General features: G+C 71.5%; 25 protein-coding genes and 1 riboswitch. Of the genes, 15 read left to right on the forward strand and 10 right to left on the reverse strand.

The genetic code is table 11. The features are described from left to right. Nucleotides 1-117: 117 nt before the first annotated feature. On the reverse strand, nucleotides 118-327 hold the full coding sequence (locus tag ACFY3N_RS11860; protein ID WP_390816490.1) for a hypothetical protein: 210 nt from the start codon (nucleotides 325-327) through the stop codon (nucleotides 118-120). Between the two features lie 129 nt (nucleotides 328-456). Between ACFY3N_RS11860 and ACFY3N_RS11865 the strand changes: the two genes are divergently transcribed. Further along, nucleotides 457-1,431, forward strand: coding sequence for a carbohydrate kinase family protein (locus ACFY3N_RS11865; protein ID WP_390816491.1), 975 nt, complete (start codon nucleotides 457-459; stop codon nucleotides 1,429-1,431). Between the two features lie 68 nt (nucleotides 1,432-1,499). Here ACFY3N_RS11865 and ACFY3N_RS11870 read toward each other — a convergent pair whose 3' ends face one another. Then, entirely contained in the window at nucleotides 1,500-2,885 is a 1,386-nt protein-coding gene (locus ACFY3N_RS11870) for a cysteine desulfurase/sulfurtransferase TusA family protein (protein WP_390816492.1), read from the reverse strand. Between the two features lie 261 nt (nucleotides 2,886-3,146). Here ACFY3N_RS11870 and coxB point away from each other — a divergent pair, with 261 nt between their 5' ends. The 4 genes from coxB (at nucleotide 3,147) to ACFY3N_RS11890 (ending at nucleotide 7,634) form a co-directional block, all read left to right on the forward strand. Then, entirely contained in the window at nucleotides 3,147-4,106 is a 960-nt protein-coding gene (gene coxB, locus ACFY3N_RS11875) for a cytochrome c oxidase subunit II (protein ID WP_390816493.1), read from the forward strand. Then, nucleotides 4,103-5,839, forward strand: a complete 1,737-nt coding sequence (ctaD, locus tag ACFY3N_RS11880) for a cytochrome c oxidase subunit I (protein ID WP_390816494.1) — start codon at nucleotides 4,103-4,105, stop codon at nucleotides 5,837-5,839. The genes coxB and ctaD overlap by 4 nt, the downstream gene beginning before the upstream one ends. Next, nucleotides 5,836-6,234: a cytochrome c oxidase subunit 4 gene (locus ACFY3N_RS11885; protein ID WP_390816495.1), complete on the forward strand. Its 399-nt coding sequence runs from the start codon at nucleotides 5,836-5,838 to the stop codon at nucleotides 6,232-6,234. Before ctaD ends, ACFY3N_RS11885 begins: the two co-directional genes overlap by 4 nt. A 122-nt stretch (nucleotides 6,235-6,356) precedes the next feature. Then, nucleotides 6,357-7,634, forward strand: coding sequence for an Ig-like domain-containing protein (locus ACFY3N_RS11890; RefSeq protein ID WP_390816496.1), 1,278 nt, complete (start codon nucleotides 6,357-6,359; stop codon nucleotides 7,632-7,634). A gap of 81 nt (nucleotides 7,635-7,715) precedes the next feature. Here the strand turns inward: ACFY3N_RS11890 and ACFY3N_RS11895 are convergent, their stop codons facing one another. Then, on the reverse strand, nucleotides 7,716-8,117 hold the full coding sequence (locus ACFY3N_RS11895; RefSeq protein WP_390816497.1) for a hypothetical protein: 402 nt from the start codon (nucleotides 8,115-8,117) through the stop codon (nucleotides 7,716-7,718). A 227-nt stretch (nucleotides 8,118-8,344) separates the two neighbouring features. Between ACFY3N_RS11895 and ACFY3N_RS11900 the strand changes: the two genes are divergently transcribed. The 6 genes from ACFY3N_RS11900 (at nucleotide 8,345) to ACFY3N_RS11925 (ending at nucleotide 15,483) form a co-directional block, all read left to right on the forward strand. Beyond that, a complete protein-coding gene (locus ACFY3N_RS11900; RefSeq protein WP_390816498.1) occupies nucleotides 8,345-8,956 on the forward strand; it encodes a heme-copper oxidase subunit III in 612 nt (203 codons plus the stop codon). Between the two features lie 83 nt (nucleotides 8,957-9,039). Further along, nucleotides 9,040-9,852: a c-type cytochrome gene (locus ACFY3N_RS11905; protein ID WP_390816499.1), complete on the forward strand. Its 813-nt coding sequence runs from the start codon at nucleotides 9,040-9,042 to the stop codon at nucleotides 9,850-9,852. Beyond that, nucleotides 9,849-10,907 carry a Rieske 2Fe-2S domain-containing protein gene (locus tag ACFY3N_RS11910; protein ID WP_390816500.1) on the forward strand — a complete coding sequence of 353 codons (1,059 nt, stop codon included), beginning with the start codon at nucleotides 9,849-9,851 and terminating at the stop codon, nucleotides 10,905-10,907. Before ACFY3N_RS11905 ends, ACFY3N_RS11910 begins: the two co-directional genes overlap by 4 nt. Further along, nucleotides 10,904-12,541 (forward strand): cytochrome bc complex cytochrome b subunit, encoded by a 1,638-nt coding sequence (locus ACFY3N_RS11915; RefSeq protein ID WP_390816501.1) that lies wholly within the window; start codon nucleotides 10,904-10,906, stop codon nucleotides 12,539-12,541. The genes ACFY3N_RS11910 and ACFY3N_RS11915 overlap by 4 nt, the downstream gene beginning before the upstream one ends. A 154-nt stretch (nucleotides 12,542-12,695) precedes the next feature. Beyond that, nucleotides 12,696-13,760 (forward strand): anthranilate phosphoribosyltransferase, encoded by a 1,065-nt coding sequence (gene trpD / locus ACFY3N_RS11920; RefSeq protein ID WP_390816502.1) that lies wholly within the window; start codon nucleotides 12,696-12,698, stop codon nucleotides 13,758-13,760. 76 nt (nucleotides 13,761-13,836) lie between these two features. Further along, nucleotides 13,837-13,953, forward strand: a riboswitch (SAM riboswitch). A 162-nt stretch (nucleotides 13,954-14,115) separates the two neighbouring features. Continuing rightward, nucleotides 14,116-15,483 (forward strand): aminotransferase class V-fold PLP-dependent enzyme, encoded by a 1,368-nt coding sequence (locus ACFY3N_RS11925; protein WP_390816503.1) that lies wholly within the window; start codon nucleotides 14,116-14,118, stop codon nucleotides 15,481-15,483. Nucleotides 15,484-15,569: 86 nt separating this feature from the next. Here the strand turns inward: ACFY3N_RS11925 and ACFY3N_RS11930 are convergent, their stop codons facing one another. The 7 genes from ACFY3N_RS11930 to ACFY3N_RS11960 all read right to left on the reverse strand — a co-directional run bounded on the left by ACFY3N_RS11930 (nucleotide 15,570) and on the right by ACFY3N_RS11960 (nucleotide 21,860). Next, the gene (locus ACFY3N_RS11930) at nucleotides 15,570-16,727 is read right to left on the reverse strand and encodes a glycerate kinase (RefSeq protein WP_390816504.1); all 1,158 of its coding nucleotides are present in this window, start codon (nucleotides 16,725-16,727) and stop codon (nucleotides 15,570-15,572) included. A 12-nt stretch (nucleotides 16,728-16,739) separates the two neighbouring features. Next, nucleotides 16,740-18,155: an SLC13 family permease gene (locus ACFY3N_RS11935; RefSeq protein WP_390816505.1), complete on the reverse strand. Its 1,416-nt coding sequence runs from the start codon at nucleotides 18,153-18,155 to the stop codon at nucleotides 16,740-16,742. 77 nt (nucleotides 18,156-18,232) lie between these two features. Continuing rightward, nucleotides 18,233-18,895: a response regulator transcription factor gene (locus tag ACFY3N_RS11940; protein WP_390816506.1), complete on the reverse strand. Its 663-nt coding sequence runs from the start codon at nucleotides 18,893-18,895 to the stop codon at nucleotides 18,233-18,235. Further along, nucleotides 18,892-20,388 carry an ATP-binding protein gene (locus tag ACFY3N_RS11945; protein ID WP_390816507.1) on the reverse strand — a complete coding sequence of 499 codons (1,497 nt, stop codon included), beginning with the start codon at nucleotides 20,386-20,388 and terminating at the stop codon, nucleotides 18,892-18,894. The genes ACFY3N_RS11940 and ACFY3N_RS11945 overlap by 4 nt, the downstream gene beginning before the upstream one ends. Then, nucleotides 20,315-20,629 carry a small secreted hydrophilic protein gene (locus ACFY3N_RS11950; protein WP_390816508.1) on the reverse strand — a complete coding sequence of 105 codons (315 nt, stop codon included), beginning with the start codon at nucleotides 20,627-20,629 and terminating at the stop codon, nucleotides 20,315-20,317. The genes ACFY3N_RS11945 and ACFY3N_RS11950 overlap by 74 nt, the downstream gene beginning before the upstream one ends. Nucleotides 20,630-20,847: 218 nt before the next feature. Further along, the gene (locus tag ACFY3N_RS11955) at nucleotides 20,848-21,129 is read right to left on the reverse strand and encodes an Lrp/AsnC family transcriptional regulator (protein WP_030859083.1); all 282 of its coding nucleotides are present in this window, start codon (nucleotides 21,127-21,129) and stop codon (nucleotides 20,848-20,850) included. Continuing rightward, nucleotides 21,126-21,860 (reverse strand): rhomboid family intramembrane serine protease, encoded by a 735-nt coding sequence (locus tag ACFY3N_RS11960; RefSeq protein WP_390816509.1) that lies wholly within the window; start codon nucleotides 21,858-21,860, stop codon nucleotides 21,126-21,128. Before ACFY3N_RS11960 ends, ACFY3N_RS11955 begins: the two co-directional genes overlap by 4 nt. A gap of 156 nt (nucleotides 21,861-22,016) precedes the next feature. Here ACFY3N_RS11960 and ACFY3N_RS11965 point away from each other — a divergent pair, with 156 nt between their 5' ends. The 4 genes from ACFY3N_RS11965 to ACFY3N_RS11980 all read left to right on the forward strand — a co-directional run bounded on the left by ACFY3N_RS11965 (nucleotide 22,017) and on the right by ACFY3N_RS11980 (nucleotide 26,212). Then, nucleotides 22,017-22,256, forward strand: coding sequence for a hypothetical protein (locus ACFY3N_RS11965; RefSeq protein ID WP_004989130.1), 240 nt, complete (start codon nucleotides 22,017-22,019; stop codon nucleotides 22,254-22,256). Between the two features lie 102 nt (nucleotides 22,257-22,358). Continuing rightward, the gene (locus ACFY3N_RS11970) at nucleotides 22,359-23,702 is read left to right on the forward strand and encodes an NYN domain-containing protein (protein ID WP_390816510.1); all 1,344 of its coding nucleotides are present in this window, start codon (nucleotides 22,359-22,361) and stop codon (nucleotides 23,700-23,702) included. A 279-nt stretch (nucleotides 23,703-23,981) separates the two neighbouring features. Beyond that, nucleotides 23,982-25,022, forward strand: a complete 1,041-nt coding sequence (locus tag ACFY3N_RS11975) for an NlpC/P60 family protein (protein WP_390816511.1) — start codon at nucleotides 23,982-23,984, stop codon at nucleotides 25,020-25,022. Nucleotides 25,023-25,198: 176 nt separating this feature from the next. Continuing rightward, the gene (locus ACFY3N_RS11980; protein WP_390816512.1) at nucleotides 25,199-26,212 is read left to right on the forward strand and encodes an NlpC/P60 family protein; all 1,014 of its coding nucleotides are present in this window, start codon (nucleotides 25,199-25,201) and stop codon (nucleotides 26,210-26,212) included. Nucleotides 26,213-26,245: the final 33 nt, after the last annotated feature.

The raw sequence follows: 26,245 nt of genomic DNA on the forward strand, positions 1-26,245 counted from the left end.
CGGTCGCGCCGGGACCGCTCGTGGGTCGTATCCCGCGTCCCCTTTACGGGGGACGGCGATGGGACGCAGCGGGGGAGCGCGCGGTTCCCCGGGAGCGCCGGACCGGCCGGCGCCGGCTCAGTCGCCGTACTCCGACATCGCGTCCAGCAGCCGCGCCGATCCGGGCGGCACGGTCACGCCGTGGATCGAGGACGGGGTGACCGGCCGGGCGGCCACCCGGTCGGGCACCGTCCAGTGGGGGACCATCCGGGCGCAGTCGCCGCGCAGCGACGCCAGGCCGCCTTCGAGATCCGCCGGGGCGGGGGCATGGACCCTGAGGTTCGTCATGTCGGCACCGTACGCACGCCGAAGGCCACGAAGAAAGATCTACTATCAGGTAGTTTCGGCCGCTTCTGCGGGTCCTTCCCAACCGGTAGCGTGAAGTGTCAACCCGCCTTCCCCAGGAGAGTCCACGCCGTGCGCATCGCAGTCACCGGCTCCATCGCCACCGACCACCTCATGACCTTCCCCGGGCGCTTCGCCGACCAGTTCGTCGCGGACCAGTTGCACACGGTCTCGCTGTCCTTCCTGGTCGACAACCTCGACGTGCGCAGGGGCGGCGTGGGCGCGAACATCGCCTTCGGGATGGGCCAGCTCGGCACCCGCCCGATCCTCGTCGGAGCCGCCGGCTTCGACTTCGACGAGTACCGGGCCTGGCTGGACCGGCACGGTGTCGACACCGAGTCCGTCCGCATCTCCGACACCCTGCACACCGCCCGCTTCGTGTGCACCACGGACGCCGACCACAACCAGATCGGCTCCTTCTACACGGGCGCGATGAGCGAGGCCCGGCTGATCGAGCTGAAGACCGTCGCCGACCGCGTGGGCGGCCTCGACCTGGTCTCCATCGGCGCCGACGACCCCGAGGCGATGCTCCGCCACACCGAGGAGTGCCGCTCCCGGGGCATCCCGTTCGCCGCCGACTTCTCCCAGCAGATCGCCCGGATGAACGGCGAGGAGATCCGGATACTGCTGGACGGGGCGACCTACCTCTTCTCCAACGAGTACGAGAAGGGGCTCATCGAGACGAAGACCGGCTGGAGCGACGCGGAGATCCTCGGCCGGGTCGGCCACCGGGTCACCACCCTCGGCGCGCGGGGCGTCCGCATCGAGCGGGCCGGCGGGGAGACGATCGAGGTCGGGTGCCCCGACGAGGAGCGCAAGGCCGACCCGACGGGCGTCGGCGACGCCTTCCGCGCGGGGTTCCTCTCGGGGCTGGCGTGGGGGGTCCCGCTGGAGCGGGCGGCCCAGGTCGGCTGCATGCTGGCCACGCTCGTCATCGAGACGGTCGGCACCCAGGAGTACCAGCTGCGCCGGGGGCACTTCATGGAGCGCTTCACCAAGGCGTACGGGGACGAGGCCGCGGAGGAGGTCCGCAGGCACCTGGGCTGAGCCGTGCCGGGCGCGGGCGTGCGGGGGCCGGTCGCGCCCGCGCGGCGCCCGGCCCGCACCCCGGGGGCTCAGCCGGTCCGGCGGACCACGTAGACGGAGCCCCGCTCCGCCGGTTCCTCGCCGACGTACTCCTGGCCGCGCATCTCGCACCACGCCGGGATGTCCAGGCGGGCCGCCTCGTCGTCGGCGAGGACGCGCACCGTGCCGCCCGGGGGGACGTCTCCGATGACCTTGGCCAGTTCGATGACCGGGATCGGGCAGCGCCGGCCCAGGGCGTCCACCACCAGGGACTCGCCCTCCTCCGTCGGGGCGGGGCCGGCGGACACCGGCGCGCCGAGCCTCTCCCGCACCCCCGACACCACCCCCGGCAGGACGGACAGGAAGCGCTCGACGTCCTCCTCCCGCGTCCCCGGCGGCAGCGAGAGGCGGACGTTGCCCTCGCTGAGCACGCCCATCGCCCTCAGTACATGGCTCGGCGTCAGCGTGCTGCTCGTGCAGGACGACCCGGACGACACGGAGAAGCCGGCCCGGTCCAGCTCGTGCAGCAGCGTCTCCCCGTCGACGTAGAGACAGGAGAAGGTGACGATCCCGGGCAGCCGCCGCTCCGGGTCCCCGACCACCTCCACGTCCGGCACCAGCCGCGGCACCCGCGCCCGGATCCGCTCCGTCAGTTCCCGCAGCCGTGCCGCCTCCTCGGCGGCCTCCGCCCGCACCGCCCGCAGCGAAGCCGCCGCCGCCACGATCGCCGGCAGGTTCTCGAACCCGGCCGCCCGTCCCGACTCCCGTTCGTCCCGCGCCCCCTGGGGCGCGAACCGCACCCCTTTGCGCACGACGAGCAGTCCGGTCCCCGACGGGCCGCCCCACTTGTGGGCGCTCGCGGTGAGCAGCGACCAGTCGCCCTCCACCGGCCCCCACCCCAGCGACTGGGCCGCGTCCACCAGCAGCGGCACCCCCGCCGCCCGGCACACCTCGGCGACCCCGGCCACCGGCTGCACGGTCCCCACCTCGTGGTTGGCCGACTGCAGACAGGCCAGCGCGGTGTCCGGCCGCAGGGCGTCCGCGTAGCCGGACGGGCTCACGGCTCCCGTGCGCTCCACCGCGACCTCGGTGACCGACCCCCCGCCGGTCCGGTGAACTTCCGCCGCATGGAGCACGGAAGAGTGTTCGACGGCTGACACGATCAGGTGACGTCCGACGCGTCGCCGCCCGGCCAGCGCCCCCGCGATCCCGGAGTGCACGGCCCGGGTGCCCGACGAGGTGAACACCAGCTCGTCCGCCCGGCACCCCACCGCCTCCGCGGCCGCCTCCCGGGCCGCGTCCAGCAGCAACCGCGCCCGCCGGCCCTCCCGGTACAACCGCGCCGGATCCGCCCACCCCTCGTCGAGAGAGGCCACCAGGGCCTGCCGGGCGACGGGATGGAGAGGAGCGCCGGAAGCGGCGTCGAAGTAGGACACGCCCCCACGCTAAACCCCGGTGAGGCCGGCGCCCTCAGGGGCGCGGGGAACCGCGCGACCGGCCACGGACGACCCGCACCCGCCAAATCGGCGAACCGCCCCGCCCACTAGGCACCCCTCCCCGCGACCCCCCGGAGGGCGTCGGCTAGGGTTTGGTCCGCATAAACATCCAAACCCCTGCCCGACGCAGGGCGGCGACCGACCAGCGAGAAGGCAGGCCGCAGCCAATCCGCGCGGGCGAGACTCTCGGGAAGGCGCTACGTGAGTCCCAACGGCTCCGACCGCTCGCCGCGGCGCCCGATGCGGCGGAAGCTGCTGCAGGCAATGACCGCGGGCCTGGTCCTGGCGACCGCCACCGGTTGCACATGGGAGGACTTCCCCCGCCTTGGTATGCCCACCCCCACCACGGAAGAGGCTCCGCGGATCCTCTCCCTGTGGCAGGGATCCTGGGCCGCCGCGCTCGTCGTCGGCGTGCTGGTGTGGGGCCTGATCCTGTGGAGTGCTTTCTTCCACCGGCGCAGCCGCACCAAGGTGGAGGTTCCTCCGCAGACCCGGTACAACATGCCCATCGAGGCGCTGTACACGGTGGTTCCGCTCATCATCGTCTCGGTGTTCTTCTACTTCACCGCGCGTGACGAGTCCGAGCTGCTGAAGCTCGAGAAGAAGCCCGACGTCACAGTCAACGTGGTCGGCTTCCAGTGGAGCTGGTGCTTCAACTACGTCGAGAACGTCGACGGTTCCACGGGCGACGCCAAGACGTCCAAGGAACTCGAGTCGGTCCCGGAACGCTACAAGAACGCCTTCCCGGCCGACGCCGGCGGTGTCCACGACTGCGGTGTCCCCGGCACCCGGAACCCGCAGACCAACAACCCGGGCCCCACCCTGTGGCTGCCCGAGGGCAAGCGGGTCCGCTTCGTGCTGACCTCGCGCGACGTCATCCACTCCTTCTGGGTGGTGCCGTTCCTGATGAAGCAGGACGTCATCCCGGGCCACCCCAACGCCTTCGAGGTGACCCCCAACCGTGAGGGCACCTTCCTGGGCAAGTGCGCCGAGCTCTGCGGCGTCGACCACTCCCGGATGCTGTTCAACGTGAAGGTCGTCTCGCCCGAGCGCTACGAGCAGCACCTGAAGGACCTCGTGAAGAAGGGGCAGACCGGTTACGTGCCCGCTGGCATCTCCCAGACGGAGCACGAGAAGAACCGGGAGGCGAACATCCTGTGAGCATCCTCAACGAATCCCAGGGTGCCGCGGCAGCAGGGTCCCACTACGAGGACGAGCTGCCGGCACGGCGCCAGAACCGTGGCAGCCTCGTCATCAAGTGGCTGACGACCACGGACCACAAGACGATCGGCACGCTGTACCTGGTGACGTCGTTCGTCTTCTTCATCATCGGCGGCGTGATGGCGCTGGTGATGCGTGCCGAGCTGGCCCGGCCGGGCCTGCAGATCGTGTCGAACGAGCAGTTCAACCAGGCGTTCACGATGCACGGCACGATCATGCTGCTGATGTTCGCGACGCCGCTGTTCGCCGGTTTCGCCAACTGGATCATGCCGCTGCAGATCGGCGCGCCCGACGTGGCGTTCCCGCGGCTGAACATGTTCGCCTACTGGCTGTACCTGTTCGGCTCGCTGATCGCGGTCGGTGGCTTCCTCACCCCGGACGGCGCGGCCGACTTCGGCTGGTTCGCCTACTCCCCGCTGTCGGACGCGGTCCGCTCGCCGGGTATCGGCGCCGACATGTGGATCATGGGTCTGGCCTTCTCCGGCTTCGGCACCATCCTCGGCTCGGTCAACTTCATCACCACGATCATCTGCATGCGCGCGCCCGGCATGACGATGTTCCGCATGCCGATCTTCACCTGGAACGTGCTGCTGACCGGTGTGCTGGTCCTGCTCGCCTTCCCCGTCCTGGCCGCGGCGCTGTTCGCGCTGGAGGCGGACCGCAAGTTCGGCGCGCACATCTTCGACTCGTCCAACGGCGGGGCGTTGTTGTGGCAGCACCTGTTCTGGTTCTTCGGCCATCCCGAGGTGTACATCATCGCGCTGCCGTTCTTCGGCATCGTCTCCGAGGTCATCCCGGTCTTCTCCCGCAAGCCGATGTTCGGCTACATGGGCCTGATCGGCGCGACCATCGCGATCGCCGGCCTCTCGGTGACGGTGTGGGCGCACCACATGTACGTCACCGGCGGTGTGCTGCTGCCGTTCTTCTCCTTCATGACCTTCCTGATCGCGGTCCCGACGGGCGTGAAGTTCTTCAACTGGATCGGCACCATGTGGAAGGGGTCCCTGAGTTTCGAGACCCCGATGCTGTGGACGCTGGGCTTCCTGATCACCTTCACCTTCGGTGGTCTGACCGGTGTCATCCTGGCCTCGCCGCCGCTGGACTTCCACGTCTCCGACAGCTACTTCGTGGTGGCGCACTTCCACTACGTGGTCTTCGGCACCGTGGTGTTCGCGATGTTCGCCGGCTTCCACTTCTGGTGGCCGAAGTTCACCGGCAAGATGCTCGACGAGCGGCTCGGCAAGATCACCTTCTGGACGCTGTTCGTCGGCTTCCACGGCACCTTCCTGGTCCAGCACTGGCTGGGCGTCGAGGGCATGCCCCGCCGCTACGCCGACTACCTGGCGGCCGACGGCTTCACCGCGCTGAACACGGTCTCCACGATCGCCTCGTTCCTGCTCGGCATGTCGATGCTGCCGTTCTTCTACAACGTCTGGAAGACGGCCAAGTACGGCAAGCCGGTCGGCGTCGACGACCCGTGGGGCTACGGCCGCTCCCTGGAGTGGGCGACCTCCTGCCCGCCCCCGCGGCACAACTTCCTCACCCTGCCGAGGATCCGCAGCGAATCGCCCGCGTTCGACCTGCACCACCCGGAGATCGCCGCCCTCGACGAGCTCGAGAACGCCGGTCACGGTGAGAAGGCCCTCTCCGGCAGCAAGGAGGCCGGCAAGTGAAGATCCAGGGCAAGATGTTCATGTGGCTGAGCATCTTCTTCCTCATCATGGCCGGCGTCTACGGCGTGTGGTCGGAGGAGCCGGTCGGCACCACCGCCCTCTTCCTGGCCTTCGGCCTGAGCATCATGATCGGCTTCTACCTGGGCTTCACGGCCCGGCGGGTCGACGTGGGCGCGCAGGACGACAAGGAGGCGGACGTCGCCGACGACGCCGGCGAGGTCGGGTTCTTCAGCCCGCACAGCTGGCAGCCGCTCTCCCTCGCCGTGGGTGGCGCCCTGGCCTTCATGAGCGTCGCGATCGGCTGGTGGCTGATGTACTTCTCGGCACCGCTGATCCTGGTCGGTCTCTGGGGCTGGGTCTTCGAGTACTACCGCGGTGAGAACCGCACCCAGTAACGAGGACACCGCTCCCGAGGGGCCCGGACACTCCGCCAGGAGCGTCCGGGCCCCTCGGCGTTCCCTCACCCGTTCGGGCCGTCCAGTGAGCCGGGGACGGCACGGGTTCCTAGCGTGAGGCCATGAGACGCACAGAGTCCCCTCGTGGCGCGGGTGCCGGGCGGAGCCGCGTCGCAGGCTGCACGCTGCTGGTGATCGTCCTCGGCGCGGGCGCCGCGGGCTGCTCCTCCGGCGGCGACCCGCTGTCCGCCGAGCCCTACGACGCGGCGGACCGGATCTCCTTCGGCGGATCCGTCGAGGAGGGCGGGAAGGCCGACCCCGACAAGCCCCTGGAGATCGTCGCCGAGGACTCCGACGGGCGCATCACGGACGTCACCGCCGTGGACGCCTCGGGACGCCACCTGGCGGGCGAACTGGCCGCCGACGGCAGCCGCTGGCACAGCACCTCCCCGCTGGCCGCGGACGCCCGGTACACGGTCCGGGTGAGCACCGAGGACGAGGACGGGGCGCCCGGCCGCAAGGTGCTCACCTTCACCACGTCGAAGCCCCCCGCCACCAAGCGCCTGACCGCCGCCTTCGGCCCCGGCGCGGGCACGTACGGCGTCGGCCAGCCCCTCACCGCCGAGCTGAACGAACCCGTCAAGGACCGGGCCCAGCGGGCCGTCGTGGAGCGTGCCCTGGAGGTCCGCTCCACCCCCGCCGTGTCCGGCAGCTGGCACTGGGTGGACGACAAGGAGCTGCACTACCGCCCCCAGGACTACTGGCCCGCCCACGCCACCGTCAGCGTGCACAGCACCCTGGAGGGCGTCAGGGTCAACGACCGGCTGCGCGGGGGCAGGTCCGAGCCCCTGACGATCCGCACCGGGGACCGGGTGGTGGCGGTCACCGACGCCGCCGCGCACCGGCTGACGGTCTACAAGAACGACGAGGAGATCAAGCAGATCCCCGTCACCACCGGCAAGCCCGGCTTCGAGACCCGCAACGGCGTCAAGGTCGTGCTCGCCAAGGAACGCCTCGTACGCATGCGCAGCACCACCGTCGGCATCGCCGAGGGCTCGGCGGACTCGTACGACATGGACGTCCACTTCGCCACCCGGGTGACCTGGAGCGGCGAGTACGTGCACGCCGCCCCCTGGTCCGTCGGCTCCCAGGGCTACGACAACGTCAGCCACGGCTGCGTCGGCATGAGCACCGAGAACGCGGAGTGGTTCTTCGACACCGTCCGCGAGGGCGACCTCGTCAAGGTCGAGAACTCGACCGGCGACACGATGGAGCCCTTCGGCAACGGCTACGGAGACTGGAACCTGGACTGGGCCGCATGGCGTGCGGGCAGCGCCCTGAACGCGGACGAGCTTCCCGGCTCCAAGGAGGCCGCACGCCTTCGGCCGGCGGCGGTGTAGCGGCCCGGAAGGGGCGCGGGACCGTCACCCGTGCGGCCCCCACCGGCCCGCGGCCGCCGGGCGACGGACAGGTCCGGGTCCCTAGGCGCTCTGCAGGCTCCGCCGCCGCAGCAGGGCCGCCAGCGCCGAGGCGAACTCCACCGGCTCCACCGGCAGGGTGACCGCGCTCTCCGCCCGGCTCCACGTGGCCAGCCACGCGTCCTGCGGCCGCGCGATCAGCAACAGCACCGGCGGGCAGTCGAACACCTCGTCCTTGATCTGCCGGCACATCCCCATGCCCCCCATCGGCACGGCCTCGCCGTCCAGCACGCACACGTCGATGCCGCCCCGGTCCAGCTCCGCCAGCACGGCCGCCGGGGTCGCACACTCCACGAACTCCACGACGGGCACGTCCGGCGCCGGCCGCCGCCCGGTGGCGAGCCGCACCTGCTCCCGGGTGTTGGCGTCGTCGCTGTAGACCAGCACCGTGGCGGTCGCCTGCATTGTTCCTCCACGCGTAAGAGAGAGGGCACGGCTCTGTCGGGCACTTCGGGTACCGATGGCGCGGATGCTACCCCCTCCGGCCGCTTGTCAACACTGGTTCGGACACGCCTTCGGGACGGCTCCGCCACAGGCCCCGGATGGGCCATACGGGCAGTCCGGGAGGGCCGAACACACCGAACGGCACCCCCGGGAGTGAGGGCGGGATAAGCGACCGACATAATGTCGGCGTGGCGACAGCAACGACAGTAGATACCGGGCACGCGCACCCGTCGGTCAACCGGCCGAACCTCACCAGCGTCGGAACCATCATCTGGCTGAGTTCCGAGCTGATGTTCTTCGCGGCCCTCTTCGCGATGTACTTCACCCTGCGATCGGTGACCGGACCCGACTTCTGGTCGGAGAAGGCCGACACCCTGAACTTCCCGTTCTCGGCGACGAACACCACGATCCTGGTGCTCTCCTCCCTCACCTGCCAGCTCGGCGTGTTCGCGGCCGAGCGCGGTGACGTGAAGAAGCTCCGGATGTGGTTCATCGTCACCTTCATCATGGGTGCGATCTTCATCGGCGGCCAGGTCTTCGAGTACACCGAGCTGGTCAAGCACGAGGGCCTGTCCCTCTCCTCCGACCCGTACGGCTCGGCCTTCTACCTGACCACCGGCTTCCACGGCCTGCACGTGACGGGCGGTCTCATCGCCTTCCTGCTGGTCCTGGGTCGGACCTACGCGGCCAAGAGGTTCACTCACGAGCAGGCGACCGCGGCCATCGTCGTGTCCTACTACTGGCACTTCGTCGATGTCGTCTGGATCGGCCTCTTCGCCACGATCTACATGATCAAGTAGCCGGGCCCGCATCCGCGCGCGCTCCCGCGGGAGCGCACCCACCAGAAGCATCGACGCAGAAGATCCTGACACCGGGGTAATCCGTGAAAAAGCTCTCCGCACGACGACGCCATCCGCTGGCGGCGCTCGTCGTCCTACTCCTCGCGCTGGCATGCACCGGGGGGCTCTACGCAGTGTTCGCACCCGCGGACAAGGCGCAGGCCGACGAAACCGCCCAGTCCCTCACCATCGAGGAGGGCAAGAAGCTCTATTCGGTCGGCTGCGCCAGCTGCCACGGCACCGGCGGTCAGGGCACGTCCGACGGCCCGACCCTGGTGGGCGTGGGCGCCGCGGCCGTCGACTTCCAGGTGAGCACCGGCCGTATGCCGGCCGCCACCTCGCAGGCCGCACAGATGCCGGACAAGCCGGCCGTCTACACGCAGGCCGAGATCGACCAGCTGGCGGCGTACGTCGCCTCCCTGGGCGCCGGCCCGGCCGTGCCCACCGAGGCGCAGTACGGCCCCGAGGGCGCCGACATCGCCAAGGGCGGCGAACTGTTCCGCAACAACTGCGCGCAGTGCCACAACTTCACCGGCAAGGGCGGTGCGCTCACGCACGGCAAGTACGCCCCGACCCTTGAGGACGTCGCCCCCAAGCACATCTACGAGGCCATGCTCACCGGCCCGCAGAACATGCCCTCCTTCCCCGACAGCACGATGTCGGAGCAGAACAAGAAGGACATCATCGCGTACCTGGGCGAGGTCAACACCGACCGGTCCAGCAGCCCGGGCGGCCTGGAGCTGGGCGGGCTGGGCCCGGTCAGTGAGGGCCTGTTCGGCTGGATCTTCGGTCTCGGCGGACTGATCGCCGTCGCTGTGTGGGTCGCCGCTCGGACCGCAAAGGCCAAGAAGTCATGAGTAGCCAAGACATTCCCGAAGAGAACCTGCCCGCAGCGCAGGACACCACCCACGGCGCGGTGAAGGTCGCGGACGAGAAGAACCCGTTCGCCGACCCGGGCCTGCCGCCCCACGAGCACCGCATCCAGGACATCGACGAGCGGGCCGCCAAGCGGTCCGAGCGCACGGTCGCCCTGCTGTTCACGCTCTCGATGCTGGCCACCATCGGCTTCATCGCCTCGTTCGTGGCGATCCCGGTCGAGAAGATGGTCTACATCTTCCCGCTGGGCCGCGTCAGCGCCCTGAACGTCGCGCTCGGCGTGACGCTCGGCGTCGCGCTGTTCGCCATCGGCGCGGGCGCGGTCCACTGGGCCCGCACCCTGATGTCCGACGAGGAGCTCACCGACGAGCGGCACCCCATCGAGGCCTCGCCGGAGGTCAAGGCGAAGGTCATGGACGACTTCCGCCAGGGCGCCAAGGAGTCGGTGCTCGGCCGCCGCAAGCTGATCCGCAACACGATGTTCGGCGCGCTCGCCCTGTTCCCGCTCTCCGGGGTCGTGCTGCTGCGCGAGCTCGGCCCGCTGCCCGAGACCAAGCTGCGCCACACCCTGTGGTCCAAGGGCAAGCTGCTCGTCAACATGAACACGAACGAGCCGCTGCGGCCGTCCGATCTGATCACCGGCTCGCTGACCTTCGCCAAGCCCGAGGGCCTGGAGGAGCACGACCACGGTTTCCAGAACGAGATCGCCAAGGCCGCCCTGATGCTGGTCCGCATCAAGCCGGACGACATCAAGGACAAGCGCACGATGGAGTGGGGACACGAGGGCATCCTCGCGTACTCGAAGATCTGCACCCACGTGGGTTGCCCGATCTCCCTGTACGAGCAGCAGACGCACCACGTCCTGTGCCCCTGCCACCAGTCCACCTTCGACCTCGCCGACGGTGCCCGGGTGATCTTCGGTCCCGCCGGCCACGCCCTGCCGCAGCTGCGCATCGGCGTGAACGACGAGGGCTACCTCGAAGCGCTCGGCGACTTCGACGAGCCCGTCGGTCCTGCCTTCTGGGAGCGCGGATGAGTACTACGACGACCCCCGAGTCCCGCTCGCGCGGGAAGGCGCCGGCCGGCGAACGCGTCGCCGACTGGGCCGACGGCCGGCTGGGGATCTACTCCCTGGCCAAGGCCAACATGCGCAAGATCTTCCCGGACCACTGGTCCTTCATGCTGGGCGAGATCTGCCTCTACAGCTTCCTCATCATCATCCTCACGGGTGTGTACCTGACGCTGTTCTTCCACCCGTCGATGAACGAGGTGGAGTACCACGGCAGTTACGTCCCGCTGCAGGGGCAGCTGATGAGCGAGGCCTACAAGTCGACGCTGGACATCAGCTTCGACGTCCGTGGCGGTCTGCTGATCCGGCAGATCCACCACTGGGCCGCGGTCATCTTCCTGGCCGGCATGTTCGTGCACATGATGCGCGTCTTCTTCACCGGCGCGTTCCGCAAGCCGCGTGAGATCAACTGGCTGTTCGGCTTCCTGCTGTTCGTCCTCGGCATGTTCACCGGTTTCACCGGTTACTCGCTGCCGGACGACCTGCTCTCCGGAACCGGTGTCCGCTTCACCCAGGGCGCGATCCTGTCCGTGCCGATCGTCGGCACGTACATCTCGATGTTCCTGTTCGGCGGAGAGTTCCCCGGCACCGACTTCGTCGCGCGGTTCTACTCGATCCACATCCTGCTGCTGCCGGGCATCATGCTCGGCCTGGTGGTCGCCCACCTGATCCTGGTCTTCTACCACAAGCACACGCAGTTCGCGGGTGCCGGACGGACCAACAAGAACGTCGTGGGCATGCCGCTGCTGCCGGTCTACATGGCCAAGGCGGGAGGCTTCTTCTTCCTGGTCTTCGGCTTCACCGCCCTGATCGCCGGCATCGCGTCCATCAACCCGATCTGGAACCTGGGGCCGTACCGTCCGGACATGGTCTCCACGGGCGCCCAGCCCGACTGGTACATGGGCTTCGCCGAGGGCCTGGTCCGCGCCATGCCCGGCTGGGAGATCAACTTCTGGGGCCACACCCTGGTCCTGGGCGTCTTCGTCCCGCTGGTGCTGTTCGGCCTCTTCCTGGGGATCATCGCGCTCTACCCGTTCATCGAGTCCTGGATCACCGGGGACAAGCGCGAGCACCACATCCTGGACCGCCCGCGCAACGCCCCGACCCGTACGGCCTTCGGCGTCGCCTGGGTCACGGCGTACCTGATCATGCTGATCGGTGGTGGCAACGACATCTTCGCCACCCACTTCCACCTCTCGATCAACGCGGTCACCTGGTTCGTCCGCATCGGCTTCTTCGTGGGACCGGTCATCGCGTTCGTCGTCACCAAGCGGATCTGCCTCGGCCTCCAGCGCCGGGACAAGGACAAGGTGCTGCACGGCCGCGAGTCGGGCATCATCAAGCGCCTGCCGCACGGTGAGTTCATCGAGGTGCACGAGCCGCTCAGCCAGGAGCAGATGTACACCCTCACGGCGCACGAGCAGTACAAGCCGTTCGAGATCGGCCCGACGGTCGACGAGAACGGTGTCCAGCGCAAGGTGAAGGCGACCGACAAGCTGCGCGCCAAGCTGAGCAAGGGCTACTACGGCGAGGAGTCCCAGATCCCGAAGCCGACCGTCGAGGAGTACAAGGAGATCACGAGCGGCCACGGCCACCACTGATCACCTCGAGTTCCTCACCTCAGTCGCCACACGACGGCGAAGGGCCCCCGTCCGTTCTGCGGACGGGGGCCCTTCGCCGTTCCCGGACCTGGATAGGGTGGTCACCGGGACCCCGTCGGGCTCCCGGACTCTTCTACGACCATCAGGAGCGGCCATGAGCGCTGTGACCCCCGCTGGAGGCGACACCGCGGCGGGCCGCTCCTGGCCCGCCCTGCTGAACGGACTGCTGGACGGACGGAACCTGTCCGCCGACGACACCGCCTGGGCGATGGACCTGATCATGCGCGGTGAGGCGACCGACGCGCAGATCGCCGGGTTCGCGGTGTCCCTGCGGGCCAAGGGCGAGACCGTCGAGGAGATCACCGGCTGCGTACGGGCGCTGTACGACCACGCCAACGTGATCGAGGTGCCGGGCGCGACCGTCGACATCGTCGGCACCGGCGGGGACGGCGCCAGGACGGTGAACATCTCCACGATGTCCTCGATCGTCGTGGCCGGCACCGGCGCGAAGGTCGTCAAGCACGGCAACCGGGCCGCCTCCTCCGCGTCCGGGGCCTCCGACGTCCTGGAGAAGCTCGGCGTCAATCTGGAGCTGTCCCCGCGACGGGTCGCCGAGGTCGCCGAGGAGGCCGGGATCACCTTCTGCTTCGCGGTGAAGTTCCACCCGGCGCTGCGCCACGTCGCCGCCGCGCGGGGCCAGCTGGGCATCCGCACGGTGTTCAACTTCCTCGGCCCGCTGGCCAACCCGGCGCGGGTCAAGGCGCAGGCCGTCGGGGTCGCCGACCTGCGGATGGCGCCCATCATGGCCGGCGTCTTCGCCGGGCGCGGTCACTCCTCGCTGGTGTTCCGCGGCGACGACGGACTCGACGAGCTGACGACCACCGCCACCTCCCGGGTGTGGGTGGTCCGCGACGGGAAGGTCGTCGAGGAGACCTTCGACCCGCGTGACGTCGGCATCGAGCTGGTGCCCGTGGAGGCGCTGCGCGGTGCCGACGCCTCCTACAACGCCGAGGTCGCCCGTCGGCTGCTGGACGGCGAGCCGGGCCCCGTGCGGGACGCGGTGCTGCTGAACTCGGCGGCGGCGCTGGTGGCCCTGGAACCGGGCGGCGGCACCCTGACCGAGCAGATCCGCGCCGGGATGGCGAAGGCGGCCGAGGCGATCGACTCGGGGGCCGCCAAGCGGGTCCTGGAGCGCTGGGTGGCCGCCAGCAACGCGTAGCCGGCCGACGCCGGGACGTCCCGCGATCCGGACACGGGTTGCGGGACGTCGATCATTTCGCGTACTTTCCCGTGCAGGTCATGAGTGACAGCCATCAGGCCCCGGCCGGCTGTCCGGCAACCCTCCGTCCGTGGCGGGGTGCCCCGGGTGAAGACCGGGCTGTGGGCAACAAGGCTCACGGCAAGCGCGGACCCCTCGCACACCAGGGGTCCTGGTCGTCGAGGAGTCTTCCGTGAGCAAGCGAATGCGCTAGGGCTGCCGAGCCCCGCCTCCGCACGTCCCTTTTCCCTTCCCTCCGCGCTCGAGCGATGTGCGCTCGCGCGGCGGCACCGCCTGCCTCACCGGGAGTTCCGTCATGTCCGTCACCACCGCTGCCGCCGACCGGTCCCTCCGTTCCCCGCTGCCCGTCCTGGGCCGGGACGTCACCGTCCCCCTCGTCACCGGCGGCGAGGTCACCTACGCCGCCCTCGACTACGCCGCCAGCGCCCCCGCCCTCCAGCGGGTGTGGGACGACGTGGCCGCCTACGCGCCGTACTACGGCAGCGTCCACCGGGGCGCCGGATACCTCTCCCAGCTCTCCACCGACCTGTTCGAGAACGCACGCCGGACCGTCGCCGGGTTCCTCGACTGCCGCGCCGACGACCAGGTGGTGTTCACCCGGTCCACCACCGACTCCCTCAACCTGCTCGCCGCCGCGCTGCCCGGGGGCTGCGAGGTGTTCGTCTTCGAGACCGAGCACCACGCCTCCCTGCTGCCCTGGCGCGATGCGCGGGTCACCTGCCTGGACGCCCCGCGCAGCCCCCGGCAGGCGGTGGAGACCCTGGACCGCGCCCTCGCCGACCGGGACCCGCACGGTCCCGCCCTGGTCTGCGTCACCGGCGCCTCCAACGTCACCGGTGAGCTGTGGCCGGTACGGGAACTGGCCGCCGCCGCGCACGCGCACGGCGCCCGGATCGTGCTGGACGCCGCCCAGCTCGCCCCGCACCACCCGGTGAGCGTGCGGGACCTGGACGTCGACTGGGTCGCCTTCTCCGGGCACAAGCTGTACGCCCCCTTCGGCTCCGGGGTGCTGGCCGGCCGCACCGACTGGCTCCGGGAGGCCGAGCCCTACCTCGCGGGCGGCGGCGCCAGCCGCAAGGTCACCCGGCGCGCGGACGGGGGAGTGGACGTGGAGTGGCACGAGGGCGTCGCCCGCCACGAGGCCGGTTCGCCCAACGTCATCGGCGCCCACGCCGTCGCCTCCGCCTGCAAGGCGCTCGCCGAGGCCGGGTTCGAGGCGCTGCTCGCCCGTGAGGAGCAGTTGATCCGCACGGTGCGCGAAGGGCTCGCGGACGTTCCCGAGGTGCGGTTCCTGTCCCTGTTCGGGGACGACGCCCCGCGCGTCGGGGTGCTCTCCTTCGTCGTCGAGGGCTGGAACAGCTCCCACTTCGCCGCCGCGCTCTCCGCCGAGTACGGCATCGGCGTACGGGACGGGCTGTTCTGTGCGCACCCGCTGGTGCGCACGCTGCTCGGCGGTGACCCGCAGGCCCAGGGCGAGTGCGGCGCCCCCGAGGCGGCGCCCGGCGAGAAGGCGCTCAACGCCGTCCGGGTCAGCTTCGGCGCGGGGACGCCCGACGAGCACGTGGAGCGTTTCGTACGGGCGGTACGGGAGCTCGTACGGGACGGGGCTCGCTGGAACTACCGCACGGTGGACGGCCGCTGCGTGCCGGACACCTCCGCCTGAGAGGATTTCGCCCCCGCCACCCCTTCCCGTTCCCGTCCCCGGGGGCGGAGCCCCAGGTTGGGACGGGAAGGGGCGGGGGCGAAAAACTAGGTGGTTGCCGGCAGCCGGGCGCCCAGCACGATCATGCGCAGGGCGCGCTCCGTCGCGTCGGTGAGCAGCTCCGCACCACGGACCAGCGCCTCGGCGAGAGCCATCGGACCGGGCAGGATGCCGTGGCAGGCGTCCACGCCCGGCACCTCCCCCGCGCCCTCCCCGAGCGTGCCCGCCAGCGCCAGCACCGGCCGCCCGGACAGTTTGGCGCGGCGGGCCACCTCCGCCGGGACCTTGCCGCGCGGCGTCTGGTGGTCCAGGGCGCCCTCGGCGGTGACGACCAGATCGGCGCGGGCCAGCCGGGCATCCAGGTCGAGGTGGTCCAGCAGGACGGGGAAGCGGGGCAGGAGGGCCCCGCCCAGGGCGGCGAGCCCGGCGCCGAGCCCGCCGGAGGCGCCCGTACCGAGGCCGAGGCGCAGATCGGTGCCGGTGACGGCGAGATCGCGGGTCAGGACCCGCGCCCAGTTCTCCAGCGCCGCCGACAGTTCCCCGACCTGCTCCGGGGTCGCCCCCTTCTGCGGGCCGAACACCCGGGCCACGCCCCGCTCCCCGCACAGCACGTTGTAGGGGTTGCAGGCGACGAGGAGTTCCACGTCGGCGAGGCGGGGATCGAGACCGGCCGGGTCGATGCGGGCCAGGCGCGTCAACTCACGCCCACCGGGGGCCAGTTCGAGACCGTCCGCGTCCAGCAGCCGGGCGCCGAGCGCCTGGAGCGCGCCCGCGCCGCCGTCGGAGGTGCCCGAGTCGCCGCAGCCCACCAGGATGCGCCGTACGCCCTGGTCGAGGGCGGCGCGGATCAGTTCCCCGACGCCGTACGTGGTGGTGGCGCCCGGGTCGCGCCGGGCGCGGGGGACGAGGGAGAGGCCGGCGACCGCCGCCATCTCCACCACCGCCGTGTCCCGGGAGCCGAGCAGCGCGAAGTGGGTGCCGACCGGTTCGCCGACGGGTCCGGTGGCGGCCAGTGCGACCAGCCGGCCGCCGGTCGCCGCGGCCAGCGCCGAGGCCGTGCCCTCACCGCCGTCCACCAGCGGGATCCGGTCGATCTCGGCATCCGGCAGCACCCGGCGGACGCCCGCTGCGATGGCGTCGGCGGCCGCCTGGGCGGACAGCGACTCCTTGAAGCCGCTGGGGGCTACGACGACACGGTTCAGCATGAGGGGAACTCCTTAGCGGGTCACGGGGACGCCGAGCAGCGGCCACACCAGGGCGGCGAACAGCAGGACCAGGGCGGCGGTGAGCGGGGCCAGCACGGCGGACAGCCGCAGCAGGTCGCGCGGGGTGTAGGTGGGGGTGCCGGGGATCTCCGCGAAGAGCGTGACCGGTTTCGCGGAGGCCGGGAGCGTGTGGCAGAAGCCCGCGGCGGCGGTGGAGGCGAGCGCCGCCGCGACCGGGTTCACCCCGGCGCCCACGGCCGCCGCGACCACCAGCGGGACCAGCACGGAGGAACGGGCGGACCGGGACTGCAGGACCAGATGGGCGGCCGTGCCGACCGCGACGACGACCGCCAGGAACATCACCGGAGTGATCCCCGTCGGAACCCCGCCGACCAGCCACTTCGCCGCGCCCGACTCCGTGAGTGCCACGCCCATCGCCATCGTCGCGGCCATGAACAGCAGCAGCGACCAGGGCACCGTCCTCAGCGCGTCCTTCAGCCGCACGGTGCCCAGGGCCGGCGAGGCGGCGACGACCGCGCCGATCAGCGCGACCATCGCGGGGGAGACCCGGTGCAGCGGCTCGCTGCACCACAGGGCGACGACCGTGGCCAGCAGCAGGGCGCAGCGCTTCTCGGCCTGGGTCCAGGGGCCGGTGACCGGGCGGTCGCTGTGCCGCTGGATCTCCTCGGCGGTGATGTGCACCGGGCCCTCGCGGTCCGCGCGCCGGGTGGTGGTCAGCAGGACGGTCTCGGCGGCGAGATGGGAGGAGGCCACGGCCAGCGGCAGCCCGAGCAGCAGCCACTCGGTGAAGCCGACCCGTTCCCCGGCGGCCTCCCACAGCACCGACACGGTGATCAGATGCGCTCCCGCGCCGATCAGGGTCGCCACCGCCGACAGGAGGATCACGGTCGGGAACAGCAGCGCCAGCATCACGACCAGTCGTCTCCGGTCGGCGAGCGCCTTGGCGAGGGCGAGGAACACCGGCAGCGCGAGCGCCGCCCGGCCGGACGTGGCCGGCACCGCGAACGCCGTGACGACCAGCGCGGCCGTCGTCAGGTGCGTCAACTGCCGCACCGTGCGCGCCCCGCCGACCAGGAAGGCCGCCGCCCGCCCCGCGAGCCCGGTCCGGCTCACCGCGGCGGCCAGCACGAACGCGCAGATCAGCAGCCACACCGTCGAGTCGCCCAGGGTGCCGAACAGGGTGTCGCTGCTGATCACCCCGGTCACGGTCAGCGCGAGTCCGGCGCCCAGCGCGATGTACGTGTCGTCGATCGGCGTACCGATCCACGCACAGGTCGCCAGCGCGAACACGGCGAGGGTGAGGCGCGCGTCCCCGCCGAGGCCGGGGAAGGTGCCGGGGACCGCGAGCGGCGCGCACAGCGACAGCGCCACGCACAGGGCCGCGGTCAGGCGGGGGTTCAGTGTCACGCCGTCGACGATCCGCCCGGGCGGTGAGCCGTCGATGAGCCCGGGATGAAGGGAACTTCACCCGGCCGCGGGGGCCGTCACGCGGGGAGCCGGTAACCCATCCCGCGGACCGTCTCCACCTTCTCCGCGCCGAGCTTCTTGCGCAGTGCCCGTACGTAGACGTCCACGATGTTGGAGCCCGGGTCGAAGTCGTAACCCCACACGTGGGAGAGGATCTGCTCGCGGGAGAGCACCTGTCCGGGGTGTCTCAGGAACAGTTCGAGGAGCACGAACTCACGGGCCGTCAGGTCGACGGTGCGCTCCCCGGCACGGGCGCGGCGGGTGCGCAGGTCGAGGCTCAGCGAGCCCGCCTTCAGCACCGTCACCTCCGGCGCCCGGGCCGCCGTGCGCAGCCGCAGCCGCACCCGGGCGAGCAGTTCCTCGAAACGGAACGGCTTGGTCATCCAGTCGTCGGCGCCGCCCTCCAGACCGGCCACCGTGTCCCGGACCGAGTCCCGCGCGGTCAGCACGATCACCGGGGTCGTCACCCGGGACTCGCGCAGCTCGCGCAGCACGGTGAAGCCGTCCCGGCCGGGCAGCCCGATGTCGAGGACGACCAGATCGAACCCGCCGGTCAGGGCGTAGGCGTAGCCGGCCTCGCCGTCGGGGACGACGGTGGTGGTGAAGCCGTTGGCGCGCAGGCCCTTCTCCACGAAGGAGGCGATGCGCTCCTCGTCCTCGACGATCAGGATCCGGTTCATCCCGGGACCTCCTCCAGGGTGAGTACGAAGGTGGCGCCGCCGCCCTCGGTGTCGTCCAGGCGGACCCGGCCGCCGTGGCCCTCGGCGATCGCCTTGACGATCGACAGGCCGAGCCCGGCGCCCGAACCGCGCGCCCCGCGCCGGGAGGTGCCGCGCCGGAAGCGTTCGAAGATCAGCTCCCGGTCCTGCGGCCGGACACCGGGGCCGGAGTCGGCGACGTACAGCTCGATCCGGGAGCCCTCCGCGCGGGAGCCGATGCGGATGGTCTGGCCGGTGGCGGTGTGCTGCACGGCGTTCTGCGCCAGCTGCACCATCGCCTGGGTGATCCGCTGGGGGTCCAGCCGGGCCTCCCGGTCGGCTGTGTCCGTGAGCCGCCAGTCCCGTTCGCCGAGGGTGCGGGCCTTGACGTAGACGTCGGCGGTGAGTTCGGCGAGCTGGACCGGCTCCGGGGTGACGAAGTCGGGGCGTTCGGCCTTGGCGAGCAGCAGCAGGTCCTCCACGATGCGGCTCATCCGGTCGAGTTCGTCGGTGACGAGGCGGACGGTCTCCTCGCGCTCGGCCGGGTCGTCGCCCATCAGCTCCAGGTGGCCGCGCACGATGGTGATCGGGGTGCGCAGTTCGTGGCCGGCGTCGTCGACGAACTGGCGCTGCGCGGCGAAGGCCCGCTCCAGCCGGTCGAGCATCGCGTTGAACGTCTCGGCGAGGGCCGCGATGTCGTCGTGGCCGCGCACCGCGATGCGGCGGGTGAGGTCCTGCTCGGTGAGCTGCGCGGCGGCGGTGCGCACCAGCCGTACGGGCTGCAGGATCCGCCCGGCGACCGCCCAGCCGATGCCGGTGGTCAGCAGCAGGGCGACCCCGGAGATGGCGAGCAGCACCCGGAACACCTCGTCCACCCGCGCCACTTCGTGCCCGGGGTGGAAGGCGACGACGAACGCCGCCTCCGGGGCGCCGCCGTGCCGGGCCACGGCCACCTTGGCCCAGCGGATCTCGCCCTCGGGCCGGTGCAGCACGCCGGAGGCGTCGGGCGACTCGAAGATGCGGCGCCGGGCGTCGCCGTCCCGGTGCAGGGGCAGGGCGACGGGCAGGTCGCGCGGCTGGGTGAGCTTCGCCGGGCCGCCGCTCCTGCGGGCCACCAGGCCGATCAGCTCCTCGTCCGGGTCGGCGTACTGCCGTTCCAGGAAGACCCGCAGCAGCCGGTCCGGGTCGGTGAAGGGCCGGCCCGTCTCCGGATCGAAGCCGCGTTCCTCGAAGTTGGCGAACTCACCGGTCTCCTGGGTGAGCAGCCCGCTGATCCGGTGGTCCACGTCCCGCAGCAGGAAGGAGCGGGTGGTCATGGCGACCGAGGCGAGCGCGACCGCCATGACGAACAGCAGCCACAGCAGGATGCGGACCCGGGCGGAGATCCGCCGGCGGACCCGGTCAGCCGTCGTCGCCCGGTCCGTCGTCCCCGCCGGGGGCGTCGTCCGGGGAGTCCCGGCCTCCGTCGTCGTCATCGTCATCATCCGCCGGGCTGTCGGTCACGGGGGGCCGGGAGACGACTTCGTCGCTCGGCGTCGGCTCGGGCCGCGCGGACGGGGCCGTGGTCTCCGGAGCGGGCGAGCCGCTGTCCAGTTCGACCCGGGGCGGCACCTTGGGCGGTTCCGGGCTGTCGGCGAGGGCGTAACTGGTCGCGGCGACGCCCAGCGGGATCAGTACGACGGCGGCGAGGGCCGCCATCCGGCGAGTGAAGGCCATGCGCCGATCCTGCGCACCGCACCGGAGTCCCCGGATGAGCGCCGGATGAGGAACTCTTCATCCACCCGCCGAAGGTCAGCCCCTCCGGCGTTCGGGGAGCGGGGTCCGGGGCGGATCCCCGGGTCGGGACGGGAAGGGGCGGCGGGGGCGAGGAAGCGGCCGATGCGCCCCGGACCGCCCCCGGCCGGAGGGCGAGCGACCCCGCCCCCGGCGGACCGCTAGCTGTCCAGGCCGATGGCGAACGCCGCCTCCAGGTCGTGCTGCGAGTACGTGCGGAACGCCACGTGCGTGTCGGTGCCCTCGACGCCCGGGATCTTGCTGATCCGGCCGGGGATGACCTCCGCCAGGTCCTCGTGCTCGCGGACCCGCACCATGGCGATCAGGTCGTAGGTGCCGGTGACGGAGAAGACCTCGCTGACGCTCTCCAGCGCGGCGATCCGTTCCGCGATCTCGGGGATCCGGTCCACGCTGGTCTTGATGAGGACGATCGCGGTGATCACGGCTGGTTCTCTCCCTCGGGGGCCGGAGCAGGGGTGGCCTTCACTGTAGTCGCCCTGCCGAAACGCACCCACGCGTAGCCGAAGCCCAGCCCGAACCCGATCAGGTGCGCCAGGTACGCCACCCCCGGCCCCTCGCCCGCCCGCCCCGCCGCCGCCCACTGCAGCGCCGCCCAGAACGGCAGCACCACCCAGGCCGGCAGGCGCACCGGCAGGAAGAACAGGAACGGCAGGAGACTGGTCACCCGGGCCCGGGGGAACAGGAAGAGAAACGCGCCGAGCACCGCCGAGATCGCCCCGGAGGCACCGACCAGGGACCGATCGGAGCCCGCGTTGGCGGCGGCGTACCCCAGCAGCGCGAGGTAGCCGCAGCCGACGTAGCACAGGGTGAACCGCACCCGGCCCATCCGTGCCTCGGTCATCGCCCCGAAGACCTGGAGGAACAGCATGTTGCCGAGCAGGTGCACCCAGCCGCCGTGCACGAACAGCGCCGTGGCGGGGGTGAGGACGGCTCCGGGGGATCCTTCGAACAGGTCTGCGGGGATGACGCCCCAGCGCCGGAAGTAGGCCCTCTGCGCGTCCAGCAGCTCCTCCCCGGAACCGTGGGCCGGATGCAGGCCGGAGGCCGGCCCGATCAGGAAGACCAGGCAGCACAGCACGATGAGGGTGTGGGTCACCGGCGCGGAGGTGCCCCGGATCGTCCCGGCGGCCGACGCGCACCACTTGAGGATCATGAATACAGAGCATGACGTAACCGGACGCAACCGCACAGACCGCCTCGCCGCCGTGGACGGGCGGGCGGCGAGTACCCGCCAGGCCGTAGGGTTACGAGCCATACGCACCGGGGAGCCGGTGCGTCACGGACACTGGAAGGAAGGCGAACAGCCACGATGACGGTTCCTCTGCCGACCGCCTCGACGCGGTGGCGCTGCACCCTCTGCGGCAACCTCACCCGCTTCGACGTGACCCGCTCGTCGAAGGTCGTCGAGTACGTCCACCTCGATCTGGCCGGAGAGCCCAGGGTCGAGGAGCGCGAGGTGCTCGATGAGACCATCGAGTCGGTGCGGTGCCGCTGGTGCAACGCCGTGGACCAGGTGGAACTCGTGGACAGGCCGGGCGCCGGCTCCTGAGCGAAGGGGGTCCCGCCCGCTCGAGCGAAGTCGAGAGTGGGGGAGGGCCCCGCTGACGGCGACCCCGCGCGGGGTCGCACACGGACTATTGGGGTGTGACGGATGGTGGAGACCACGGGCGGGGGGCCGCAGGACGGCGCCGCCGAGGTGCTCGACCGTCCCCTGCCCGACGGGGTGCGCCGCCGGGTCGTCCAGATCGTCTCCGACGGCTTCGGCGGGCTCACGGTCGCCGAGCTGCCCGCCCAGCTGCGGCAGTACGCGCGCTTCGCCCCGAACCGCCGCGCCAAGTTCGCCGGCAACGCCATGGCCGCGGCGCTGGAGACCGATCCGCTGTTCCGGCAGCGCATCGGGGAGAAACTCAGAGAGGCCCAGCCGGAACTGGCCGGCGTCCTCGACTCCGGCTCCCCGCCCCCGGCCGCGGACCCGCTCGACGTGGCGGCCGCGGCCTATGTGCTCCGCCCGCCCGGCTGGGTCAAGCTGGTGACCGCCGCGGGCGAGGAGGCCCAGCGCGCCGACGCCGAGCGCGCCGACGAGGAGACCCGGGCCGAGCTGGAGCGGCTGCGCGCCGAACTCGCCCGGGCCCGTGAGCACACCAGGTCCGAGACCGAGCGGCTGCGCACCGAGCTGGAGTCGACGAAGAAGGAGGCCGAGTCGCTGCACCGCAAGCTGCGCTCCGCCCTCAGCGACGTCAAGCGCGGCGAGGCCGCCGTGCGCAAGCTGCGCGGCGAGATGGAGGCCGTGCGCGCCGAGGGCCACGCCCAGGTGTCGGCCGCCGAGAGCGAGAGCCGGCGCCTCAAGGCCCGGCTGGGGGAGACCGAGGCCGCGCTGGAGGCCGCCCGCCGGGCCGCCCGGGAGGGCCGCAGCGTGGAGGACATGCGGGTCCGGCTGCTCCTCGACACCGTGCTGGACGCCGCCCAGGGGCTCCGCCGGGAGCTGGCGCTGCCCCCCGTGTCCGTCCGGCCCGCCGAGACCGTGGACGCCGTCGAGCCCGGCCGCATGACCCCGAAGGACATCGCCGCCCGCGCGCTGTCCGAGCACGACCCGGCCATCCTCGACCAGCTGCTGGCGCTGCCGCAGGCGCATCTGGTCGTCGACGGCTACAACGTCACCAAGACCGGCTATCCCCAGATGCCCCTGGAGAAGCAGCGCCTGCGCCTGCTGGGCCAGCTCGCCCAGCTCGCCGCCCAGACCGGCGCCGAGGTGACCTGTGTCTTCGACGGCGCCGAACTGGTCGCACCAGTGCTGCTCGCGCCGCCGCGCGGCGTGCGGGTGCTGTTCTCCAAGCCGGGCGTCACCGCCGACGAGCTGATCCGCCAGCTGGTGCGCGCCGAACCGCCGGGGCGGCCCGTCATCGTCGCCTCCACCGACCGCGAGGTCGCCGACGGAGTGGCCCGCGCGGGCGCCCGCCCGGTCGCCTCGGCGGTCCTCCTGAAGCGGCTCGCCTAGCACGTCCGGAGCGGCCCGCCCGGCGCCTCGCCCAAAAGGCTTACCTCACACCTCATTCACATCCGTCCCTCGTGCAACGTACGGGATCTATGACCGAATTGACGGAACCGTCACGCAACGTAGCGTCAAGAGGGCGTCACCGCAGGTGAGTTCGGACCAAATAAACCGGCTGTAACGGAGATTTTGCGTCCAGGGATTTGAACTGATCACAAGAGAATCACTAGGGTCTCCCTTCGAACCCTCGCTCGCGCGATCACTCTCGAGAAGGAGCTCGTCTCCGTGGCGTCCCACCGTCGTCCCAAGCAGCCGAGCCGCGCACGCGTCACCGTGCTCACCACCGCTGCCGCAGCTGCCGTCGTCATGAGCTCGCAGGCCGCCAACGCCGCCCCCAGCGAGAAGCCGAGCAAGGACGAGGTCAAGTCCAAGGTCGACAAGCTCTACGAGCAGGCGGAGCAGGCCACCGAGAAGTACAACGGGGCCAAGGAGAAGCAGGAGAAGCTCCAGAAGGAGATCTCCACCATCCAGGACAACGTGGCCAAGGGGCAGCAGGAGCTCAACGAGCTGCGTGACGGCCTCGGTTCGATGGCCAGCTCCCAGTACCGCAGCGGCGGCATCGACCCCTCCCTCCAGCTCTTCCTCTCCGCCGATCCGGACGACTACCTCGACAAGGCGTCCACCCTCGACCAGTTGAGCACCCAGCAGGTCGACGCGCTGAAGGAGATCCAGGAGAAACAGCGCGAGCTCGCCCAGCAGCGCTCCGAGGCCTCCGAGAAGCTCAAGGACCTCTCCGCCACCCGCGCCGAACTGGGCAAGAAGAAGAAGGAAGTCCAGAGCAAGCTCTCCTCCGCGCAGAAGCTGCTCAACAGCCTCACCGCCGCCGAGAAGCAGCAGCTCGCCGAAGAGGAGACCCGCGCCACCCGCACCAGCGAGCGCGAGGCGCTCAACGTCAACGTCCCGGCCGGCTCCGGCCGCGCCGCCGCCGCCTTCGCCGCCGCCCAGAGCAAGATCGGCACCCCGTACGTCTACGGCGCCACCGGCCCGTCCTCCTTCGACTGCTCCGGCCTGACCTCCTGGGCCTACGCGCAGGCCGGCGTCGGCATCCCGCGCACCTCCGAGGCGCAGACCGGCGCGGGCACCAAGATCTACTCGATGAGCCAGCTCAAGGTCGGCGACCTCGTCTTCTTCTTCAACGACCTGCACCACGTGGGTCTCTACGCGGGCAACGGCCAGGTGCTGCACGCCCCGCGCACCGGCACCGTCGTGCGCTACGAGTCGATGAACACCATCGGCGGCCCGTTCATGTTCGGCGTCCGCGTCTAGCTGCCGCCGTTCGGGGGATTCCCCGCCGCGCCGATGCTCCCCGCGCCCCGCCTCTGACGCAGGTCACAGGCGGGGCGTCACTGTGTGCGGTCGCCTCGGCCAAGGGTCCCCCGGCGCCGTGACGGCTACTGTCTGCCGCGTTTCCCTGTCCGCCAGCGGAAGGAGCGCGGCTTCCCGTGGGGTCCCATCGCCGTACCGCACCCTCGTCCGGACCCGGCCGGGGCGCCGCGGTCGCCCTCGGCCTGCTGTCCGCGGCGGCCACCGCCCTCGCCGCCGTACCGGCCGCGGCCGCACCGCACGACGTCACCCGGGCCGACGTGGACCGCCTGTACCGGGAGGCCGAGAAGGCGACCGAGGCGTACAACGAGGCCGACGAGCGCGCCGACGGACTGCGCCGGCGGATCGCCGCCGCGCAGGACGGGATCGCCCGGCAGCAGGCACGCGTCAACACCATGCGGGAGTCGCTGGGTTCACTCGCCGGCGCCCAGTACCGCTCCGGCGGCCTCGACCCCGCCCTCGCCCTGCTGCTCGCCGACGACCCGCAGGACTACCTCGACAAGGCCTCCGTACTGGACCGGATCACCGTCCACCAGGCCGGTGAGCTGAGGAGGCTGAGGGGCGCCCTGCGCTCCCTCGCCCAGGACCGCGCGGAGGCGGCCGGAAAGCTCCGCGCGCTGGAGAGGAGCCGCAAGGCCGCCGCCGCGCACAAACGGACCGTCGAGCGCAAGCTCGCCGAGGCCCGCCGGCTGCTCGGCGCCCTCCCGGCCGGCGAACGCGCCGCCTGGGACCGCGCCACCCGCTCCGCCCGCGCGGACCTGCTCGGTCCGGGCCCGGCTCCCGCCTCGGGCCGCGCGGCCGCCGCCGTCGCGGCGGCCCGCTCCGCCCTCGGCCGGCCCTACGTCTGGGGCGCCGCCGGCCCGTCCTCCTTCGACTGCTCGGGACTGACCCAGTGGTCGTACGGCCAGGCGGGGGTCGCGCTGCCGCGCACCTCGCAGGCCCAGCGGTACGCCGGCCGGCAGGTCCCGCTCTCCGAGGCGCGCCCCGGTGACCTGGTCGTCTACCGCCCCGACGCCTCCCACGTCGGGATGTACATGGGCAACGGCCAGGTGATCCACGCGCCCTACCCCGGCGCCCCGGTGCGCTACGACCCGGTCGGGATGATGCCGGTCTCGTCGGTCACCAGGGTCTGACCGCACCGCCCCGGCGCCCGTACCCTCGGGAAG

Origin of the sequence: Streptomyces sp. NPDC000348 (genome assembly GCF_042898795.1) — a bacterium.
Taxonomy (GTDB): domain Bacteria; phylum Actinomycetota; class Actinomycetes; order Streptomycetales; family Streptomycetaceae; genus Streptomyces.

What these genes read in the sequence shown, in the direction of transcription:
- ACFY3N_RS11860 (WP_390816490.1), bottom strand. Translation starts at nt 327, where the DNA reads ATGACGAACCTCAGGGTCCATGCCCCCGCCCCGGCGGATCTCGAAGGC.
- ACFY3N_RS11890 (WP_390816496.1), top strand. Translation starts at nt 6,357, where the DNA reads ATGAGACGCACAGAGTCCCCTCGTGGCGCGGGTGCCGGGCGGAGCCGC.
- ACFY3N_RS11895 (WP_390816497.1), bottom strand. Translation starts at nt 8,117, where the DNA reads ATGCAGGCGACCGCCACGGTGCTGGTCTACAGCGACGACGCCAACACC.
- ACFY3N_RS11910 (WP_390816500.1), top strand. Translation starts at nt 9,849, where the DNA reads ATGAGTAGCCAAGACATTCCCGAAGAGAACCTGCCCGCAGCGCAGGAC.
- ACFY3N_RS11915 (WP_390816501.1), top strand. Translation starts at nt 10,904, where the DNA reads ATGAGTACTACGACGACCCCCGAGTCCCGCTCGCGCGGGAAGGCGCCG.
- trpD (WP_390816502.1), top strand. Translation starts at nt 12,696, where the DNA reads ATGAGCGCTGTGACCCCCGCTGGAGGCGACACCGCGGCGGGCCGCTCC.
- ACFY3N_RS11925 (WP_390816503.1), top strand. Translation starts at nt 14,116, where the DNA reads ATGTCCGTCACCACCGCTGCCGCCGACCGGTCCCTCCGTTCCCCGCTG.
- ACFY3N_RS11930 (WP_390816504.1), bottom strand. Translation starts at nt 16,727, where the DNA reads ATGCTGAACCGTGTCGTCGTAGCCCCCAGCGGCTTCAAGGAGTCGCTG.
- ACFY3N_RS11940 (WP_390816506.1), bottom strand. Translation starts at nt 18,895, where the DNA reads ATGAACCGGATCCTGATCGTCGAGGACGAGGAGCGCATCGCCTCCTTC.
- ACFY3N_RS11945 (WP_390816507.1), bottom strand. Translation starts at nt 20,388, where the DNA reads ATGACGACGACGGAGGCCGGGACTCCCCGGACGACGCCCCCGGCGGGG.
- ACFY3N_RS11950 (WP_390816508.1), bottom strand. Translation starts at nt 20,629, where the DNA reads ATGGCCTTCACTCGCCGGATGGCGGCCCTCGCCGCCGTCGTACTGATC.
- ACFY3N_RS11960 (WP_390816509.1), bottom strand. Translation starts at nt 21,860, where the DNA reads ATGATCCTCAAGTGGTGCGCGTCGGCCGCCGGGACGATCCGGGGCACC.
- ACFY3N_RS11965 (WP_004989130.1), top strand. Translation starts at nt 22,017, where the DNA reads ATGACGGTTCCTCTGCCGACCGCCTCGACGCGGTGGCGCTGCACCCTC.
- ACFY3N_RS11970 (WP_390816510.1), top strand. Translation starts at nt 22,359, where the DNA reads ATGGTGGAGACCACGGGCGGGGGGCCGCAGGACGGCGCCGCCGAGGTG.